Genomic DNA, 19,329 nt, shown 5'->3' on the forward strand with positions numbered 1-19,329 from the left:
CGATGGGTGTACACCGACAGCATGAGCGTCCTCGGTCAGATGGATTCGTTTCGTCGCGTCTTTCCCACCGCCCGCCGCAACCGGGCAGACCTGTTGCGCTGGTTGCGGCGCCGCCCGCAGCTACTCGCCGCCGTCGGGTTCCACGAGTTCGCGCTCGCGACGAGCGCCAGGGTCGATCCCCGCCTCAAAGCGCTCGGCGAGATCAAGGCGGCCGCGCTGACCCACTGCGAGTACTGCCTCGACATCGGATCGGCGTTCAGCCGCGCTCTCGGAGTGAGCGACGCGCAGTTACGCGCTCTCCCGACATTTCGTGAGAGCAGCGAATTCGACGACACCGAGAAGCTGGTGCTGGAGTTCGCCGAGGCCATCACCCGCACGCCCGCCCACATCGGCGAGGACCTGCGACGCTCACTGCTCGCCGAGTTCTCCGAGGCGCAACTGACCGAACTCGCCGCGGCCATCGCCTGGGAGAACCACCGCGGACGTCTCAATCAGGCGCTCGGTGTCCGGCCCTCCGGGTTCTCCGACAGCGACTTCTGCGTCGTGCCCGAGCAATAGCCGACGGAGTCTCCGAACTCGGTCCGATCGACGCCAGATAGTCAGCGGCAGCGGGAACGGGACAACCCGCCGAGCACGAAACCCAACCCGATGCCGAGCATCCACACGTCCTTGGCGACGGCGATGCCGTTCTCGTTCGGCCAGATGCTGCCGGGGTTACGCAGCGCGGGCGTCCTCGCGTACATGGCCACGAGGCCCCCGGAGAACCCGGTGAGCGCCGCCCCGGCCACGGCGGAGGGCACAAAAGGTGCGAGTAGAGCTGCGCCCGTGCCGATCTCGGCGACCGAGAGCAACTTGATGAATCGTTCCGGCTGAATCGCGTTCAGGAACGGGAACGCTCCCGCCGCCATACCGTGAATCCCCTGGGCGGTCTGCTCGTCCGCCGACCATTTCTGTATCCCCGTATGGAGGATGAACCCCCCCGTCGCGATGCGCGCGGGAAGGTCGCCGAGTGTAGTCAGTCGCATGGTGGTCTCCTGTCGTCCGGGTCGAACCAGAGAACTGTTCCCCTCGTCAGCCTCCCACTCGGTCGACGGCCGGGAGCGGTTTCGACGGAGCGGGGGTGCCGACCGGCGGGTGGACACGCCCGTACGTGGCGGCCCCCACCGTCACGAACACCGCGCCCAGGATCGCGCCGGCGACAACATCGGTGAGCCAGTGGACACCGAGGTACACGCGGGTCGCGGCAACGATCACCACCCCGCACCCGACCACGGCCCCGCCACACACCCGGACGAGGCGGCGACGGCGGCCGAGCAGGATCGCGGCCGTGATGCCGAGCAAAGCCACCGTACCCGTGACATGTCCGGACGGGAACGAGTAATCCGTCTCCAGGACCTCCTGCAGGTCGAGGGCCGGCCGGCTGCGCTCGACCACCAGCTTCAGGGCCGTGCTTGCCGTGGTGGCGGCCCCGACCGTTCCGACGACGAGGACGGCGGGAATCGCGGAACGCCGATGCCACGCGAGCGCGAGCCCGCAGATCACGGCGAGGGCCACGGTGGCGACGGGGCTGCCGAGGTCGGTGACGAGGAGCGCCGCGTGGTCGAGGACCGCGGAACGGTTTCCGACGGCCCACGACGTCACGGGCACGTCGGCACCGGTCAGTGGGCCGCCGTCGTGGACCTGCACGCAGAGCACGGCCAGTATCAGCGTCAGGGCGGACATACGAAGCCCGGCGTGAGCGGCAGAGGTGTGGGGCATCCGGCCAGTGTCGTCACGGCCTGCTGTGGGAACGCTGAGAGCGCGTGGCCGACGCCGTGACGGTCTGTTGTACTGAAAGTCGCGCGGCACAGGGAGGAGACGCTGGTGCGAGTTCTTCTGGTCGAGGACGAGAGGCGTCTCGCGGAGACGGTGCGCCGTGGACTGACTGCTGAGGGGTTCGTCGTCGACGTCGAACACGACGGCGTGTCGGGTTTCGAGGCGGCGCTGGCCGGCGACTTCGACGTGGTCGTCCTCGACATCATGCTGCCCGGGAAACACGGGTACGACATCGTGCGGGACTTGCGGAGCCGTGAAGTGTGGACTCCGGTGCTGATGTTGTCGGCCAAGGACGGCGAATACGACCTGGCGGACGCGTTCGATCTCGGGGCCGACGACTACCTGATCAAACCGTTCTCGTTCGTGGTGCTGGTGGCCCGATTGCGGGCGCTGATCCGCCGCGGCGCGCCACGGCGTCCCCCGGTCCTGACGGCGGACGGCCTGGAACTGGACCCCGCCCGGCATCGGGTCACCCGCGACGGCACCGCACTCGCGTTGACGCCCCGCGAATACAGCGTCCTGGAGTTCTTGATGCGGAACGCCGGGTCCGTGGTCACCAAACAGGAGATTCTGCAGTCGGTGTGGGACACCCACTACGAGGGCGACGACAACATCGTCGAGGTGTACATCGGATATCTTCGACGCAAAGTGGATGCCCCGTTCGGCGGGAACAGTATCGCCACCGTTCGCGGGGTCGGTTACCGGCTGAAGTCCGGAGACGACTGACGAGTACCGTCCACGGGGAGGGTGATCACGAATCGCGCTCCGCCCGTGTCGCTGTCGGTGACGTCGATGGTGCCCCCGTGGGTCGCGACGATCTCGGCCACGATGGCCAGGCCCAGTCCCGCACCACCCGAGTCGCGGGTGCGGGGGGTGTCGAGTCGGACGAACCGTTCGAAGATCCGCTGCCGGTCCGGCGGGGCGATTCCGTGCCCGTCGTCCGTGACCTCGAGGACCGCTCCGTCGTTCGAGGTCCGGCAGATCAGGCGGATCTCACGCCGGGCGTGACGCCGCGCGTTGTCGACGAGGTTGCGCACGGCCCGCGCCAGTTGCTGCGGGTCGCCGACCACTCGGACCGGCGCGATCGCCGCCCGCACCACCAAGTCCGGCGACATGTCCCGCACTCGGGCACTCTCCGCGTACATCAGGTCGTCGACGTCCACGTCCACCGACGTGTGGGTGAGCCCGTTCTCGTCGGCCCGGGCGAGGAGCAGCAGGTCCGCGAGGAGATGGTTCATTCGGTGCGCCTCGGGCAGCAACGACTCATCGACCAGCGACGTGTCGACCAGTTCGGGCCGGGTGTGCGCCAACTCCAAAGCGGCCGTGATCGTGGCGAGCGGGCTACGCAGTTCGTGCGATGCGTCGGAGACGAATCGTTGCTGCGCGCGGTGACCGGACTCGAGACGGCCGAGCATGCTGTTCATCGTTTCGGCGAGCCGCGCGATTTCATCCTGGGTGTCCGGCACCGGGACGCGTTCGTCGAGTCGGTCCGTGGAGATGGCGGCCACCCGCGCCCGGATCCGTTCGACGGGCAGCAGCGCCGCGCCGACGAGTCGATAGCTCGCCACCGCCACCATCGCGACGACGACCGGACCACCGATCGCCATCAGAAGGGCCACCGTGCCGAGGATGCCCTCGATGGGTTCGCGGTCCGCCCCGACCACGACGGTCGCGGGACCCGGCGGTGACTGCGCACCCCGTTCGACGATCCAGTAGTCGGGCTCGCCGCCCAGATCGATGTTGCCCAGATAGCGCGACTCGCCGGGCGGCACCGGCTCGAACGCGACGGGGAGGCGGTCGGCGCCGGGAGAGGCGGCCACGACGGTACCGGCCGAGTCGACGACCTGGATGGTGCCGACCTGGCCGTCGGTCGCGAACAGCGAACTGTCGAGATCCCCCGGTGCCGCGGTCCGGAGTTGCTCGACGATCTGCCGTGCGCGGGCGTCCGCGGCGTCGCGCGCCGAATGTTCCAGTGTCCGGTACAGCACCAGAAGTAGTGCTCCGCCCGCGAGGACGAGGCAGATCGTGACCACCAGCGCGGCAGCCGCCGCGGACCGGGCGCGCACGTTCCACGACCTCGGGTCGAGCAGATTCCGCTCCATACGGTTCAGTGTTGCTCACGCACCGTGATCGTCTCCGATGACCGCCAGCAGGGCGTCGACGAAGGACGTGGCGGTGGACCCGTCGAAGAGGTCGGTGGCGTACACCAGTTCGCCGTCGATTCCGGCCGGCCGGCCTGTGGAGTCATGGCGTTCGGTGAAATGAAAGTGGAGATCGCATTTCGCCACGTCGAGGGGCCGGGGTGTGATGTCGAAGCGCAGCCCGTCAACGTCCAGGGTCGCCGGAGTGAAGTTGTTCAACGACAGCGCGACCTGGAAGAACGGATGCAGTGACGACGACCGGGACGGGTCGACCACCTCGACGAGTCGCTCGAACTGCACATCCGCATGCGCGAAGGCACGCAGTTCGACGTCATGGGAGCCTCGGATCACGTCCGCGACGGTGTCCCCGGGATCGACCCGGGTCCGCAGGACGACGGTGTTGACGAACATCCCGACGACGTCGTCCAATTCCGCCTCGTTCCGACCGGCGACCGGGGTCCCGACGGCGATGTCGGTGTCCCCGCTCAGTCGTGCGAGCACGATCGCGACCGCAGACCTCAGTGCGGTGAACACCGTGGCGTGATGGCGGTGTGCGACCGACGCCAGCGTGTGATGCGCGATCTCGTCGAGCCGGAACGTGACGCGCCCGGCGCGGTACGTCCAGTCGCGTGGCCTGCGACGGTCGAGAGGCAGCCCCACCTCGCCCGGTAGCCCCGACAGTTCCTCGGTCCAGTACGCGAGCTGCCGCGACGCGACGCTTCCCGGATCGTCCTCGGCGCCCAGGACGTCGCGACGCCACACGCTGTACTGCGGGTATGTCACCCGGGGCGGCTCCCGGTCCGGGGGTGCACCCGCGGTTCGGGTCGCATACGCGGAGACGAGATCGCGGGCCACCAGCGCCAGCGACCACCCGTCCGCGGCGATGTGGTGGAGGACGCACGCAAGGAGGTGATCGCGTGTGTCCAGCGCGAAGAGCCGTGCACGCAGCGGGGGTTCGGACCGCACGTCGAAGGGCGCTGCCAGCACCCGATCCACCCGGTCGCCGACGTCGTCGGGTCCGGCGGGGATCGGCGCGAGATCGGGCAGAGCCTCGCCAACGGACAACAGACGCTGATACGGCCCCGACGCCGAGTCCGGGAAGACGGTGCGCAACGAACCATGGCGCGCCAGAACGTCCGCGACAGCGCAGCGCAGCGCGACGACGTCCACCGTCCCCGACACCCGCACCGTGAACGGAATGCTGTGGAGCGGCGGCGTGGTGGCCGTGCGGTCGATGAACTGCTGCGACGGCGACAGCGGCACCCGGTCGGGCACGGCGGTGGCGGCGATACCCGGCCCACTCACCATGCCGGATCCGGAAGCGTCCCGGTCGTCGATCCGCTCCGCCAGCCCAGACACGGTCGGCGTCTCGAACAGCTCACGTACACCGACAGTCGTATCGAGTTCCGCGTTCAGCGTCGCGACCACCCTCGTGGCAGACAGCGAATCTCCGCCGAGATCGAAGAACGAATCGCCCGCCGCGACGGAGTGAACACCGAGCAGTCGGCCGAACACGGCGGCGACCGTGCGCTCGGTCATCGTTTCCGGATCGCGTCGAGGGGCGGTCGTCGTCCCGAAGTCGGGGGCGGGGAGCGCGCCGCGGTCCAGCTTCTTCGTCGGTGTCAGGGGAACCGCGTCCAGCACCGTGATCGATCCGGGAACCATGTAGTCCGGCAGGAACCGTGCGAGGTCGCGTCTCGCCGACTCGGGTGTGGTCTGCGACTCGCGTCGCACCATGATGTAGGAGACCAGGACCGGGTCTCCGGCCGGGTTGCGGTGCACGATCGTGGTGGCGAAGTCGATGTCCGGGTTCCTGCGCAGCGCGGCATCGATCTCGCCGAGCTCGATGCGGAATCCGCGGACCTTCACCTGATCGTCGGCGCGTTCGACGAATTCGAGGGTGGCGGAGTTCGTCCAGCGGACCCGATCACCGGTGCGGAACATGCGGGAGCCCGGCTTGCCGGCCGGATCCGCGACGAACCGGGTGGCGGTCAGTGCCGGTCGTCGGTGGTATCCGCGGGCGAGCGCCGGCGTCGCGAGGTACAGCTCACCGACGGCCCCCGGCGGGAGGGGGCGCAGCCGGGGATCGCAGACCGTCGCCCGCACGCCCCGCATCAGGGACCCGATCGTCACCCGGCTGCCCGGGTCGATGGGATCGGTGAGGGTGACACTGCACGTGGTTTCGGTGGGCCCGTACGCATTCCGCATCGTCCGGCCGACTGCCCACCGATCCGCGAGGTCCTGCGGGCACAGCTCACCTCCGACGATCACCAGCTCCAGGGAATCCAATCCGCCGGGTTCCACGGTAGCCAACGCAGACGGCGTCGACAGCAGATGCGTGATGCGTTCGGCGCGCAACAGTTCCCGCAATTCCGCCCCGCCGTACACGTCGGTCGGCGCGATCACCAGGGTGGCGCCGCCGATGCACGCCGCGAGCACCTCGACCAGTGCGGTGTCGAAGCTGGGCGACGCGAAATGCAGGACCCGCGAACGCGCTGTGACCGCGTACTTGTCCCGAATCTCCTGCACGAGGTTGGCGAGACCGTCGTGCGTGACGACGACCCCTTTCGGGACCCCGGTGGAGCCGGAGGTGTAGATCACGTAGGCGGGGTGCTCGATGCGCACAGGGCTACCGCGTTCCGCGGTCAGCGGATTCTCGTCGCCGTCGTCGAGGCTCAGCCATCGGATGGTGCCGGGCAGGCTATCGCGCACCGAGCGGACGGTGAGACCCAGCGCCGCACCGGAGTCGCCGAGGGTGTAAGCGATCCGGTCGGTGGGGTGGGTCGGATCGACGGGCACGTACGCCGCGCCGCTCCTGACTACTGCCCACAACGCCAGCACCGATTCGTACGACCGCGGAATCGACACCGCCACCAGGTCCTCGAGTCCGACGCCGTGCCCGGTCAGCACCCGCGCCCACCGGTCGGCGGCCTCGTCGAGGTCGCGGTACGTCACCACCCGCCCTCGGTCCCGGACCGCGACGGCGTCGGGGCGGGTAACGACGGTCGCCGCGAGAATCCGATCCAGCGTCACAGGTTCCGAATCCGGCAGTCCGGAAGCCGGAGCGAACGCCTCCCGTTCGGCGTCGTGGAACACGTCGAGTTCGGCGACCAGGCGGTCCGTGCCGGTGGCGGCATGGAAGCGCGCGAGGAACACGGTGAACCGTCGATGGTGCCCGGTGACCTCGTCCTCGTCGTACAGCGCCGGATTCGCCTCGACGTCGATGCGCGGAACCGAGCCGGGTGGTCCCGGATAGATGTTGACGGCCAGGTCGGCCGTCGGACCGGTCGTCAGCACCTGCACGCGTCCGCTGACCGGACCGAGAGTGATCTCCTGCTTGAACAGCATCAAGTTGAGGACCGGACCGAAGTGGGTGAGACCCGTTCCGGCAGAGGCGGTGTCCTTGCCGATGTCCTCGCGGCGGTACCGCTGATGGCGAAGCGCCCCCGTCAAGGCCGTTCGGGCCACCCGCACCGCCTCCCGCACCGTGCCGGTGCCGATCCCACGCAGAAGCAGGGGGAGGACGTTCGACACCGAACCGCCGGTGCCGCGCAGCCGCGCAGACGTCCTGGCGGACACCGGAAGTGACAGGACCACGTCGTCGGTGCCGGTCATGCGGGCGAGGTACGCGGCGAACGCCGCCACCACCACGACGGTCGGGCTGTGCGCGTTCCCGCCATCGGTGGGACGCAGGAGGTCGCTGCTACGGTCCGCGCGGCCGCGCGCCACCAGCACCGAGGCGCCGGCGTCCGGGGTACGTCCGCTGAGGCCGACGGTCGGGGGCAGGTCGCGCACCTGCTCCCGCCAGTAGGCGCGGTCGCGGTCGAAGCGGGGCGAGGACCGATAGTCCGCATCGTCCGCCGCGATCCGTCCCGGATCGATCGCCCGGAACTCCGGGGGTCGGTCGCCGTCGATTCCCGCAACGTACAGTTCGGCCGTGCGGCGCATCAGCATCATCGCCGCATAGCCGTCCATCGCGATGTGATGAGCACGTGAGTACCAGTAGGCGCGCTCGTCGCCCACCTGCAGAATCGTCGACTGGACGAGTGACTCGCCGTACATGTCGACGGGGGAGGTGCAATCCCGCCGCATCCACCGCTCGGCGGCGTCGACCGGGTCGCGTTCGTCCCGCAGATCGAGCACCGGCACCCGCTCCGGCGTTCCGGCGCCGTAAACCTGGTGGGGCCGGCCGTCCACATCCCGCACGGTGAACGACCCCAGTTCGCGGACGGCTCGCGCGGAGGCCGCCGTCAGAAGATCCAGGTGCACCGGACCACGCAGGTCCACGTATTGGGCGATCACGTAGGGAATCCCGGGAGTGAGCTGTTGCGCGAACCAGATGGCATGCTGCGCCTCGGTCAGCGGGATCACCCGCATCAGCGCCTCCTCACGACGACGAGCCCAGGGACGGGACGACCGCCGATGGTGACACACGCGCGCTGTGAAATCGCTGAGGACCGTCGTCGCCGCGCTCCTCGCGGAGCCGCGGCGACGACGGTGCGTGACCGGCGGCTCAGTGGGCGAGGACGACGGCCCCGTCCGTCTCGGCCGCGGCGGCGGACCCCGAACCGGGTGCGCTCAGCTGCGAAATGCGGCGGGGCAACGCGACGGCCACGATCGCGCCCAGCAGCGCGGAGATCGCGCCGATGACGAACGCGATCGTGATTCCGGTGTCCGTGTAGAAGACCGCACCCTGCATGACGGTCGCGATGTGCGAGTTCAACACCGAGAAGGCGATCACCGGGAGGATGGCGGGCAGGATGCTCTGGAACACCGCCACCATGCTCGCCGTCGTCGCCTGCAATTGCGGCGGCACCGCGGCGATGAGCAGGTTCGGGATGGAGGCGTACCCCATGCCCATTCCCACGCCGAGGAGTGCGGCGAAACCGATCAGGAGTGCCTTGTCGTCGTGGATCATCGCCGTGAGCAGGCAGGCGGCGGCCATCACGAGCATGCCCACGACCATCAGGATCCGCGGACGGACGTTCCGGGGGACCAATGTTCCGACGATCAGCCCGCCGATCACCACAGCGCCACCCAACGGTGCCTGGAAGATCGCGAATCCCTCTGCGCTGATGCCGAATCCGTAGCCGAGACCCAGGATCGCCGGGGTCATGCACATCATCGGGAGCATGATCGTGAACACCGAGGACGTGCCGTAGCAGAATCCCGCGCCGAGCGCGGTCAGAAACACCGGCCGCTTACCGAAGAACCGGATGTCGATCAGCGGGTCCGCGAGAAGGCGTGCGGACACGATCCACGCCACCAGCAGGGCCACACCACCGGCGATGAAACCGATCGTCGATCCCGACGCCCAGCCCCACGAGGGCCCGAAGCTCACCCCGACGAGGATGCCGGCGAGTCCTGCGCCGAGGAGCGCCGCGCCGATCAGGTCGATGCGGGAACGCAGCCGCACGGTCGATTCGCCGGTCGTCGCCCGGATCAGGACGCTGAGGATCACCAGGCCGGCGAGGAAGAACCAGAAGATGCTCCGGAAGCCGAAATTGTCGATCAGCCAGCCGGTGAAGAACGGGGCGGGGATCGCGATGAGCCCCATCCCGCTCGTGGCGATGCTGACCGCCAGCGCCACCGTCCGGGCGGGGAAGACGTCACGGATGAGCGAGTAGCTCAGGAACAGGCAGGGCACCAGTAAACCCGTCAGGGCGCGGCCGGCGATCAGCACTGCGTACGTCGGTGCAATCGCCGAGATCAGCGACCCGACCGCCGACAGGCCCACGGCAGTCAGCAGGAGCTTGCGTTTGCCGTGCGTGTCGGCGAGCTTACCGATCAGTGGGCAGGTGATCGCTCCCACCAGCAGGAACGACGTGAGCAACCACGCGCCCTGCGTCGTCTGGTAGTGGGTGACGATCTGCGGCAACGCGATCGAGATCATCATGTAGCTGACCGCGAGCATCTCCAGTAGCAACACGATCGAGGCGAGCGAGAAGATCAGGCGGGGCGTCCATCGCTCGGTAGTCGCGTGGGTGACCATCATCGGGTCCTTTCGAATACCTGCCCGGGAACTCGGGGCGGTGCCGCGGCACAGCGGCGGCCCGAGCCGGGCGGTAGGGGTGGGTGGTCACATTCGGTGGTCGAAGTCTCGTGAATGTGTAATTGACATCACAGTTCTCGGGAATGCGGCACGCCATGCGGCGTTCCGCCCAGCGGGAAACCGACCGGAGTGTGTGTTCGCCGGTTGACGCGAATCGGTGATTCCCGGTCCCCACTCGAGCGAGGATCGACTCATGGCCGAAACACAGCGCGAGAAGGAGTTCCACCGGCTGAGAACGCCACGCTCGGCGGCCGTCGCGGGGATCGTCTTCGCCGTGCTGTTCGCAACGAGCCTCGTTCTCTTGCGGACCGCGCTGCCGGCGGACCCATTCGACGAAACCCCCTGGGTGGGGAGCGGCGAGACGCGGATCAAGGCGGCCCTGCTCCTTGCTCCGTTCGCCGGGATCGCGTTCCTCTGGTTCATCGGCGTCATCCGCGACCGGCTCGGCGACCTCGAGGACCGATTCTTCGCCACAGTGTTCCTCGGCAGCGGATTGCTGTTTCTCGCGATGGGTTTCGTCTCGATGGGGGTGGCGGGCGGCGTCCTCGCCATTGCCCGTCACTCGGGCAGCTCCGCGAACGAGATCGTCTACTTCGGCCGCGAGATCATGCTGCAGATCAACCACGTCTACGCGCTGCGTATGGCCGCGGTGTTCATGATCTCGCTGGGGACGATCTGGCTGCGGACCGGCCTGATGCCGCGATGGCTCGTCGTGACCACGTATTCGCTGGCCTTGGCTCTGCTGATAATCGTCGACTTCAGCCTGTGGACGACATTGGCTTTCCCGGCGTGGGTGCTACTGGTCAGCGTCTACATCCTCGTCACCGGACGCCGCGTGAGCCACGAGGCCGCCAGAGCCGGGTCGCCGTAGACGGCGTTTCGTCAGGCGTGATGCGTCGAGGCCACCCGGTACAGCTGCGGGTCGGCCGCGTAGTTCGCAACGCGGGTGCCGTCCAGCCCGGCGTGAATGTTGGCGGATACGAAACCGGGGCGATGCCGCATCACCTCCTCGGTGGCCCGGCCGAGCAGCTCCACGAGCTGCTGCTGGGTCTCCGGGGTCACCGTGAACACATTGACCAGGGTGACGACGTCGGCGGTGGCGTCGATCGTGGTGGGAGTCATGGTTCTCGCTCTTCCTGTCGCCGAGATCTCGCCGGTGCTCAGGTCCGCGCCGGCGTCGTGGAGACGAAGTCGTCGATGATCTCGACCACCGCGGCGGGATCCTCGAGGTGGGGATAGTGCCCGACACCGTCGAGGACGGCGAGTCGGCTCCCGGGAATCGCCTCGTGCGCCGCATATCCGTGCGCAACCGGGATGATGCCGTCCGAATCGCCCCAGATCAGTTGCGTCGGGAGACCCTCGTTCAGGTACAGACGGCTCAGCGCGCTCACCGCCTGCCCCCGATGGTCGACGACCGCGCGGAGCGTCCGCAGAAACGCCTGCCGGGTATCCGAATCGGACAGTGACGAGTAGGCGTTCCACATCTCGTCACCGCGTACCGAGTGGATCCCGACCGCCGCCAGCCAACCACGGACCTTGTTGCCGGCATCACGAACCACGGCGGGCGCCACCAACGGCAGGAGGAACTCGGAGCCCGGCGCCGCCAGCAACCGCAGGGTCCAGTTCACGTCCGGTCCCAGTCCGCCGCTGCCGATGAGGACCAATCGGTCACACAGTTCGGGATGCTGATAACTGAACTGCATCGCCACACCGCCGCCGAGGGATTGACCGATCACGGTCACCCGTCCGATGTTCAGTTCGTGCAGGAGGTCGCGCAGCCATGCAGCGAACGCGCCCAGCGAGTAGTCGCCACGCGGCTTCGCGGAATCACCGTGGCCCGGCAGGTCCGGTGCCAGGACCCGGTACCGCCGCGCCAACTGCGGGAGAACCGCACGCCAGGTCGCGGAACTTCCCGCCATCCCGTGGACGAGCAGCAGTGTCTCACCCTCACCTCTCCCGCTCAGCCGGTATGCGACTGCGTCCCCGTGCAGTGCGAGGTGCTGGAGTTGGGACATACAACGACCTCCCGATCGGGTGATGCTGCGGCCTCTTCGGTAACGATAGGGGAGTTTCGCTCGATATCGTCATCAACTGCGGCGTGGGAACTTGATCTCAGCCCCCGGTTGATCTAGCCGGCACACCAACGCGAGGCTCGAAAACAGGAGGAACCCGCATGAATGTTGTGTCGAGCCCGGCCATCGCTCGTCCGCGTGTCCTGCTGATCGACGCCGATGTGGAGAGATCCCTCGTCGACCGCCTTCGGGACGCGGGATTCTTCGTCACGAGGACCTACGCCGAACCGGTGCGGTCGCGGATCGAACCTCCCGACGTGGTGATCGTCGACGCGCGATCACCACACCTCGACGTCGACACCACGGTGCGGGCGTTGAAAGCGATGCGATTCGCGCTCGCCGTCGTAGTGATCGGCACCTTCCGTTCCGGCAACCGTCGGGGCGACCTCCTCGAGGCCGGCGCCGACGACGTGATGGAGATGCCGGTCGGGGCGGACGAACTCGTCGCGCGGCTCCGCGCGATCCTCCGCCGGGTGAAACCCGAGGTGCCTGCACAGGCGCCCGCCGACGCGCAGGACGTCTGCCTGTGCGAGGAGCCTCACGAACCCGACCACGACGGGCTGCGCACCACGCTGACCCGGACGGAATTCGTCCTCTTCACCGTGCTCGCGCAGAATGTCGACCGAGTCGTCACCCGCCGCGACCTCATGCTCATGGTGTGGGGTGTGACGGTCGAATCGAAGACGAACGTCCTCAATGCCTATGTCTGCTCGCTGCGGCGGAAGCTGGTGGCCGTCGGATCGCCGTACGTCGTCCACACCGTGCGCGGCGTGGGATTCGCCCTCGGCGAGGTCGAACGTCCGGGAAGCATCGATTCCGCCCGTCAGGTGCCTGTCGCCGCCTCGTGACACGGACCCGGCTGGGCGAAGAATTCGAGCGCGCGTTCGAGCACCACATCCGGCGTCTCGTCGACGAGGAAGTGTGAGGCGCCGTCGATGAACTCGACACCGAAGTCGTCGGTGTGCTCCTCGAATCCGCCGAGGAACTCCGGTCGCACGATGGGGTCTTCGGCGCCGATGAGCGCCCGGGTGGGGGTGCTGAGCCGGCAGTGCCTGTACGAGCCGGTCATGATCCGCGCGGCCTCACGCATGATGAAGCAGCGGTAGAGAGCGGACGCCGCGTCGGCGCGGGCCGGTTCGCGCAGCCGTTCGGCGAACAGTTCGATGTCCAGCTCCGACCAGGCGTTCCGGTTCGTGCGTGAAACCCCGCAGCAGGTGGTAGGTCAGCCGTTGATGTCCCCGGCCGAGCAGGCGTGGACCGACGAACGGTGCGGCGATCACAGGTTCGAACCAGCCGTGCCGGGCGATCGTCAGCAGCAGCCGTGGGTCGAACCGGACGAACGGGTGGGGGACACCGAGACTCACGTACTTCCGGACACGGTGGGGCTCGCTCAGGCACAGCTCGTATCCGAGCAGTGCGCCCCAGTCGTGCGCGATCAGGCAGATGCGGTCGAGTTCGAGCGTGTCCAGCAGCGCCACGACGTCGGCGAGCAACTGCTCACGGTCGTATCCCGTGGGCGGGGCGTCGGTCCAGCCGGCGCCGCGCAGATCCGGGCAGATCACCCGGTAGTGCGCGGCCAGCCCCGGGAGTACCCCGCGCCACTCCCACCAGTGCTGGGGGAAGCCGTGGAGCAGCACCACCGGTTCGCCGTGACCGGCCTCGGCCACGTGCATGCGCAGGCCGGGGAGTTGGAGGTAGCGGTGCCGGACACCGTTCAGTGTGGGAAAGGTGTTGTCCGGCTCGCCGTTCGGGCCGGAAAGTCTGTCGTTTTCGCGGGCCTCGTGTCTCATGACCTCACGCTACTACGATCATAGTGTCAAGTCACTATGTTTATAGTAGCCGTGTGACGCCAACGAGAACGAGAGCGCTCGACGCAGCGATCGACCTGGTCGGAACTGAGGGTCTGCGATCGCTCACCCACGCCCGGGTCGACGAACGCGCCGACCTCCCGAAGGGAACCACGTCCAACTACTTCCGTACCCGGGCGGCGCTGCTCACCGGCACCGTCGGCGCGATCGTGGAACGCGAGATGTCCGAAGTCGGCGTGCTGGCACCGACATCCGCAGACGACCTCGTCGACGCGCTCTGCCGTCTGATCGACTACACGACCGTCGCCAACCGAACCGTCACCGCCGCGCGGCTGGTCCTGTTTCTGGAGGCCGGCCACGACCCCACTCTTCGGGAGGCGCTGGCACGCGGACGTACAGCCATGGAGGCGTCGGCCGTCTCGGCATTCCACCGGCTGGGAGCACGGGATCCGCAGACCGCCGCCACCGCAGTCATGGCCTGTGCAGAGGGGGTGATCCTGCATCGCATCGCCCGGTGGGACACCACGGATCCGCGGCCGACGTTCGACCTGGTGGTGCGGGCGGCGCTGAACTGACATCCCGCGTTCGCCTCCGAGATTCGCTACCGAGATCGGTCACCTCAGGTCGCGTCGGCGGAAGCCGATCAATCCGACTGTGACGAGTGCAGCCGCGATGACCGATTCCCACACAATCGGTGTCGGGTCAAACGCCCCACCAGGCAGTTTCGGAAGATGACTGAAAGGTTCCAGGTCGAGGACCCAGGCCGGGAGGCCGGCGAGGGAGCCGACCGTGAAGATCAGGATGAACGCCACATAAACGGCCCATGCGGCCGGCGCGAGGCGGGGCAGCAGTCCGAACAGTGCCACGGCTACTCCGGCCGATATCCAGATCGCGGGAAGTTGAACCAGTGCGCCGGCGACCGTCGCGGGGAGCTTGTCCGCGATGTCCCCGACGGACGCGCCGTACGTCACTCCGACGGCGACACCGGCGACGACGATGGCGACGGCTGGGCCGAGCAATGCGAACAGCAGGTGGCTCAGTGCCCACCGGACGCGGCCGACCGCTCCCGCGATTACCGGCTCGCCGCGTTGCGCGGTTTCCTCGTAATAAAGCCGGAGGGCGGCGGAAATCGCGTATGCCGACGCGGCGATGCCCAGCATGGTGAGCGCGAGGGCGACGAAGATGTCCTCCACGGTTGCATTGCCGCCGAGGCGGGCAAGGAAGTCGTTGATCGTCCGGCTATCGCCGAGTTGGTTGCCGAGTCCGTGCGCGGCGCTGCCGAACAGCAGTCCGTACAGAAGCAGGGCGACGGTCCACGCGAGCAGCGTCCCGCGGTGCATCCGCCAGGCCAGACCGACGGGCCCCGCGAGAGCAGGCCCGGCGGTCTCGCCGCCGGGGCGTTCCGCGATGAGTCCGCCACCGACGTCGCGGCGGCGAAGCAGCACGTAGGCGGCGGCGGTCGACGCCGCGGTCGCTGCCACATGCAGCAGGAGAACCCACCACCGCTCCTCGGCGAACGGGCGCAGCTGCAACGACCAGCCCTGCGGTGACCACCACGACAATGCCCCGGAACCGGCATCACCGACGGCGCGGAGTGCAAAGAACACTCCGAGTGCGCCCAGCGCGACGCCGCGGGCCGTGCGGGCGGAGGTGGTCAACTGCGCGGCGACGGCGGCTACGCCGGTGAACACGAGACCGCTTGCGGCCAGGGCGGCTCCGTAGCCGATCGAGCCGGCCAGCGGCAGGTCGAACATGCGCAACACGACGCCGAATGCGGTTCCCGTCACGATCGACGCACCCGCGGCCACGACGATCGCGGCGGTCAGTCCGGCGTACCGGCCGACCGCGGTCGAATCGATCAGCTCGGCGCGACCGGATTCCTCCTCGGCCCGGGTGTGCCGGATCACGGTCAAGATCACCGCGACGGCGATCACGGTGTACAGCGCCCCGGCTTTCCAGATCGCCACCGCCCCGGGACTGGGGTTGAATATGGGTCCGTACATGGCGATCTGGGCGGGACTGGCGGCGGTCGCCGCCGCAAACTTCGCCAGATCGGCAGCCGTCGGGTAGACCGATTTGATGCTGCCGGCATAGGTGATCGGCATCAGTACGCCGATGATCACGGTCCACAACGGAAGCACGACCCTGTCGCGGCGCAGGCAGAGTCGAAGAAGGTGCAGTGTGCCGGCGTAGTCCGCCGTGAGACCCGCGCGCACCCCGGCAGCGTCGCGGGGGCCGGTCACGGACGCGGTGGTCATGTCCGCTCCTTCACCCTGCCGGTTGTCGGCTCGTCCGGGGCGCCACCCACCCGATAGTGCCGCAGGAACAACTCCTCCAACGTGGGCGGCGTGCTGACCAGGCTTCGGACGCCCGTGTCCCCGAGCACCCGGATCAGCTGGCCGAGGCCTCCGCTGTCGACCTGACAGTGCAGCGTGCTGCCGTTGATCACGATATCCGCGACGCCGGGGATGTGGTGCAGGTCGCCCGGGTCGCCGAGTAGTTCGGCGGTGATCGAAGTGCGGCTGAGGTGACGCATCGAGTCGACGGCGCCGCTGTCGACTGTCTTGCCTTCACGGATGATCGTCACCCGATGGCAGAGCGCCTCGACCTCGGAGAGGATGTGACTCGACAACAGGATGGTGGCACCGCGGTCGACCGCTTCGCGGGCGCACTCGCGGAAGACTTGCTCCATCAATGGGTCCAGACCGGAGGTGGGTTCGTCGAGGAGCAGAACCCTGGCGTGCGACGAGAGGGCCGACACCAGGGCTACCTTCTGCCGGTTACCTTTGGAGTAGCTCCGCGCCTTCTTGCGCGGATCCAGATCGAACCGATCGATGAGTTCTCCGCGGCGTTGTTCGTCGAGTCCGCCGCGCAGTCGCGCCAGCAGGTCGATCGTTTCGCCACCGGACAAGGATGGCCACAGTGTGACATCGCCGGGCACGTAGGCCACTTCACGGTGCAGCGCGACTGCATCGAACCACGGATCGCGACCGAGCATCCGGGCCTGACCCGACGTGGCGCGCAGAATCCCGAGCAGTACACGGATGGTGGTGGATTTTCCGGAACCGTTCGGCCCGAGGAAACCGTGGATCTCGCCGAAGTCGACGGTGAGATCCAACCCGTCCAGTGCGTGAACGTGACCGAAGTGTTTGTGAAGACTATGCACTTCTATGACGTGTTGCATGTCGGCTCCTGTCCTGCTCAACTGTCGCTGATCCATCGGCCGGTGTACTAGGGCCTTTCGTCCGCGTTCTTTCGTTGCCGCAACACACGCGACCGGTCGGGCGAGGTGGTGACCAATGACCCTGACGCGCCGCTGGAGCCAGGACCCACACTGAGACTTCGGGGACACGGACCGGGAGGAATTTCCTGTGCGAACCGGCAGAGTTGCTGTTCTCGTCTTGGGCTGTCTGAGCGCCCTGACCGGGTTCGCGCTGCTCACTGCCGCGGTGTTTCTGGGGTGGGCCTACTTCATGCAACGCGACGGTGGGCACTTCACCTCGCCGCGTGAGCACTTCGAGACGAGTGAGAGTGCCCTGTTATCGGAGAAGATCGATCTCTTCGAGGGCGCGGACTTGCCGAAAGGGTTCAGCACCGAGGACCTCGGCCGGGTACTGCTGCGAGCCACCGCGACCGATCCCAGCCAGGAGATCTTCATCGGGATCGGCCCTCGTGACGAGGTCGACAAGTATTTCACCGACGTTGCTCGCACCGAGGTGACAGACGTGCAGTTCGATCCGTTCCGACCGACCTATCGGCAGATCCCCGGAACCCGACCCGCGGAAGCACCAGGGGCACAGTCGTTCTGGTCGACCTCTTCAGCGGGTCCCGGAACACAAGAAGTGCGCTGGGAGCTGCAGCAGGGTGCCTGGACGGCTGTCGTGATGAATGCCGACGCCGCCCCCGGGGTGTCCGCCGACATTCAGGCCGGGGCACGCCTCGCCTTCCTCGGACCGCTCGCTCTGAGTGTCCTGATCGGCGCAGTCGTCTTTCTGATCATCGGAATTCCGTTGATCGTGGCAGGAGCAATCGGTCTGGGTCGGCACGGTCCACCGCAACCGCATCCCGTCGGACGGGACGCAGCCGACGACACGTTCGCCGGCGACGTCACCCACCCCCAGGTTCCATGGACCGTCTATCCCACTCGTCTCGTGGGCGAACTCGACGAGCCACTGTCGCGATGGCTGTGGCTGGTGAAGTGGTTACTGGCGATCCCGCACTACTTCGTGCTCTTCTTCCTCGGGGTCGCGTTCGTCGTCACCACCCTGGTGTCCGGATTCGTGATCCTGTTCACGGCGCGGTATCCGCGGGCCCTCTTCGACTTCGGCGTCGGCGTTCTCCGGTGGTGGTGGCGCGTGCAGTTCTATACCTACTCGGCCCTGGCGACGGACCGCTACCCACCCTTCACCCTGAAACGTACCGACTATCCTGCGGACTTCGACGTCGACTACCCCGTGCGGCTGTCCCGCGGACTGGTGCTCGTGAAGTGGTGGCTGTTGGCGATCCCTCACTACCTGATCCTGGCGCTACTCGCGGGAGGGTGGTTCGGGAGCTGGCGTGCCGGAGCGTTCGCCACCGACGGTGCGCACTACGGGCAGCCGTGGCTCATCGGTTCTCTGCTCGGTCTCGTGGTGACCTTTTCGGCAATTGCGCTTCTCTTCACCGGACGGTACCCACACGGTCTTTTCGACTTCGTGATGGGAATCAACCGCTGGGCGTTTCGCGTCGCAGCCTACGCGACCCTGATGCGAGACGAGTACCCACCGTTCCGCCTCGATCAGGGACCATTCGAGCCAGATGAGGCCAGGCCTCACTCGGGCGGAGACGATTCCGGTGCCGACACCTCTCCGGAAAGGCCCCGCCCATGAAAGTACTGGTGGCGTACGCGACAGCGAAGGGCTCGACCCGCGGGATTGCCGAGAGACTCGGGTCGTGTATCGAAGGTTTCGGGCTGGAAGTCGATGTGCGGGCGGCCGCGGATGTGTCACACGTGCACTCCTACGACGTGATCGTTCTCGGTAGCGCGATCCATGACGGGCAGTGGCTCGCCGACGCCTCCGACGCGGTCGAGCGCCTGCGGTCGCAGTTCGAGGGGAAGCGAGTATGGGCGTTCTCGGTGTCGTCGGTGGGCGTCACCAGCACGACCCTGTCCAAGCGGCTGGCGCATTTTCTGCGTCGCATGACACCGGAGCCTCGAGCGGTGCAGTTACTGCGGGATGCGGCCGATGTGCGCGACCACCGATTCTTCGCCGGGGCGATCGCCCCGGGTGATTGGCCAGGATTCGGGCGGGTCGTCTTCAGGCTCATGGGTGGGCACTACGGCGACGCCCGGGACTGGACGGACGTGTGCGCGTGGGCAGGCACCATCGCCGCCGAATCGACCCGGGACACGGAAAGACGGACCTAGATCCAGTGGTCGGCACCGCAGAGGCATTGCTCTC

18 protein-coding genes are annotated in these 19,329 nt (G+C 67.7%); 7 read left to right on the forward strand and 11 right to left on the reverse strand.

Going from position 1 to position 19,329, the window contains the following annotated elements; genetic code table 11:
* Positions 1-21 precede the first annotated feature (21 nt).
* Complete coding sequence (locus CJ177_RS45540; RefSeq protein ID WP_025432578.1) at positions 22-558, forward strand: carboxymuconolactone decarboxylase family protein; 537 nt, start codon at positions 22-24, stop codon at positions 556-558.
* 41 nt (positions 559-599) lie between these two features.
* Here the strand turns inward: CJ177_RS45540 and CJ177_RS45545 are convergent, their stop codons facing one another.
* Both CJ177_RS45545 and CJ177_RS45550 read right to left on the reverse strand, forming a co-directional pair.
* Positions 600-1,025, reverse strand: coding sequence for a hypothetical protein (locus tag CJ177_RS45545; RefSeq protein WP_061698807.1), 426 nt, complete (start codon positions 1,023-1,025; stop codon positions 600-602).
* A gap of 46 nt (positions 1,026-1,071) precedes the next feature.
* The gene (locus tag CJ177_RS45550; RefSeq protein ID WP_061698809.1) at positions 1,072-1,758 is read right to left on the reverse strand and encodes a phosphatase PAP2 family protein; all 687 of its coding nucleotides are present in this window, start codon (positions 1,756-1,758) and stop codon (positions 1,072-1,074) included.
* A 105-nt stretch (positions 1,759-1,863) separates the two neighbouring features.
* Here CJ177_RS45550 and CJ177_RS45555 point away from each other — a divergent pair, with 105 nt between their 5' ends.
* Positions 1,864-2,541: a response regulator transcription factor gene (locus tag CJ177_RS45555; RefSeq protein WP_005246198.1), complete on the forward strand. Its 678-nt coding sequence runs from the start codon at positions 1,864-1,866 to the stop codon at positions 2,539-2,541.
* Here the strand turns inward: CJ177_RS45555 and CJ177_RS45560 are convergent.
* From CJ177_RS45560 to CJ177_RS45570, 3 genes are all read right to left on the reverse strand, one after another.
* Entirely contained in the window at positions 2,514-3,917 is a 1,404-nt protein-coding gene (locus CJ177_RS45560) for a cell wall metabolism sensor histidine kinase WalK (RefSeq protein WP_061698811.1), read from the reverse strand. The two genes, CJ177_RS45555 and CJ177_RS45560, sit on opposite strands and share 28 nt — an antisense overlap.
* A gap of 15 nt (positions 3,918-3,932) precedes the next feature.
* The gene (locus CJ177_RS45565) at positions 3,933-8,333 is read right to left on the reverse strand and encodes a non-ribosomal peptide synthetase (protein ID WP_095871027.1); all 4,401 of its coding nucleotides are present in this window, start codon (positions 8,331-8,333) and stop codon (positions 3,933-3,935) included.
* 136 nt (positions 8,334-8,469) lie between these two features.
* Complete coding sequence (locus tag CJ177_RS45570; protein ID WP_005246193.1) at positions 8,470-9,951, reverse strand: MFS transporter; 1,482 nt, start codon at positions 9,949-9,951, stop codon at positions 8,470-8,472.
* A gap of 250 nt (positions 9,952-10,201) precedes the next feature.
* On the opposite strand from CJ177_RS45570, the gene CJ177_RS45575 reads away from it, so the two are divergent.
* Entirely contained in the window at positions 10,202-10,879 is a 678-nt protein-coding gene (locus CJ177_RS45575) for a hypothetical protein (protein WP_061698814.1), read from the forward strand.
* An 11-nt stretch (positions 10,880-10,890) separates the two neighbouring features.
* Here CJ177_RS45575 and CJ177_RS45580 read toward each other — a convergent pair whose 3' ends face one another.
* The gene (locus CJ177_RS45580) at positions 10,891-11,130 is read right to left on the reverse strand and encodes an antibiotic biosynthesis monooxygenase (RefSeq protein ID WP_025432576.1); all 240 of its coding nucleotides are present in this window, start codon (positions 11,128-11,130) and stop codon (positions 10,891-10,893) included.
* 38 nt (positions 11,131-11,168) lie between these two features.
* Positions 11,169-12,023 (reverse strand): alpha/beta fold hydrolase, encoded by an 855-nt coding sequence (locus CJ177_RS45585; protein ID WP_061044835.1) that lies wholly within the window; start codon positions 12,021-12,023, stop codon positions 11,169-11,171.
* A gap of 158 nt (positions 12,024-12,181) precedes the next feature.
* Between CJ177_RS45585 and CJ177_RS45590 the strand changes: the two genes are divergently transcribed.
* A complete protein-coding gene (locus CJ177_RS45590) occupies positions 12,182-12,928 on the forward strand; it encodes a response regulator transcription factor (RefSeq protein ID WP_061044834.1) in 747 nt (248 codons plus the stop codon).
* Here CJ177_RS45590 and CJ177_RS49070 read toward each other — a convergent pair.
* Positions 12,904-13,149, reverse strand: a complete 246-nt coding sequence (locus CJ177_RS49070; RefSeq protein ID WP_257015079.1) for an alpha/beta fold hydrolase — start codon at positions 13,147-13,149, stop codon at positions 12,904-12,906. The two genes, CJ177_RS45590 and CJ177_RS49070, sit on opposite strands and share 25 nt — an antisense overlap.
* A gap of 13 nt (positions 13,150-13,162) precedes the next feature.
* Complete coding sequence (locus CJ177_RS45595; RefSeq protein ID WP_231914114.1) at positions 13,163-13,870, reverse strand: alpha/beta fold hydrolase; 708 nt, start codon at positions 13,868-13,870, stop codon at positions 13,163-13,165.
* Positions 13,871-13,923: 53 nt separating this feature from the next.
* Between CJ177_RS45595 and CJ177_RS45600 the strand changes: the two genes are divergently transcribed.
* Entirely contained in the window at positions 13,924-14,463 is a 540-nt protein-coding gene (locus tag CJ177_RS45600; protein WP_061698816.1) for a TetR/AcrR family transcriptional regulator, read from the forward strand.
* A 39-nt stretch (positions 14,464-14,502) separates the two neighbouring features.
* On the opposite strand, the gene CJ177_RS45605 is transcribed toward CJ177_RS45600, so the two are convergent.
* Both CJ177_RS45605 and CJ177_RS45610 read right to left on the reverse strand, forming a co-directional pair.
* Positions 14,503-16,146, reverse strand: a complete 1,644-nt coding sequence (locus CJ177_RS45605) for an ABC transporter permease (RefSeq protein WP_061698818.1) — start codon at positions 16,144-16,146, stop codon at positions 14,503-14,505.
* Entirely contained in the window at positions 16,143-17,072 is a 930-nt protein-coding gene (locus tag CJ177_RS45610; protein ID WP_061698820.1) for an ABC transporter ATP-binding protein, read from the reverse strand. Before CJ177_RS45610 ends, CJ177_RS45605 begins: the two co-directional genes overlap by 4 nt.
* 187 nt (positions 17,073-17,259) lie before the next feature.
* On the opposite strand from CJ177_RS45610, the gene CJ177_RS45615 reads away from it, so the two are divergent.
* Together CJ177_RS45615 and CJ177_RS45620 are read left to right on the forward strand one after the other, a co-directional pair.
* Positions 17,260-18,756, forward strand: coding sequence for a DUF4389 domain-containing protein (locus tag CJ177_RS45615; protein WP_061699727.1), 1,497 nt, complete (start codon positions 17,260-17,262; stop codon positions 18,754-18,756).
* Complete coding sequence (locus CJ177_RS45620; protein ID WP_061699726.1) at positions 18,753-19,295, forward strand: flavodoxin domain-containing protein; 543 nt, start codon at positions 18,753-18,755, stop codon at positions 19,293-19,295. The genes CJ177_RS45615 and CJ177_RS45620 overlap by 4 nt, the downstream gene beginning before the upstream one ends.
* Positions 19,296-19,329: the final 34 nt, after the last annotated feature.

The sequence above is a fragment of the Rhodococcus sp. ACPA1 genome (genome assembly GCF_002300195.1).
GTDB lineage: Bacteria > Actinomycetota > Actinomycetes > Mycobacteriales > Mycobacteriaceae > Rhodococcus_F > Rhodococcus_F opacus.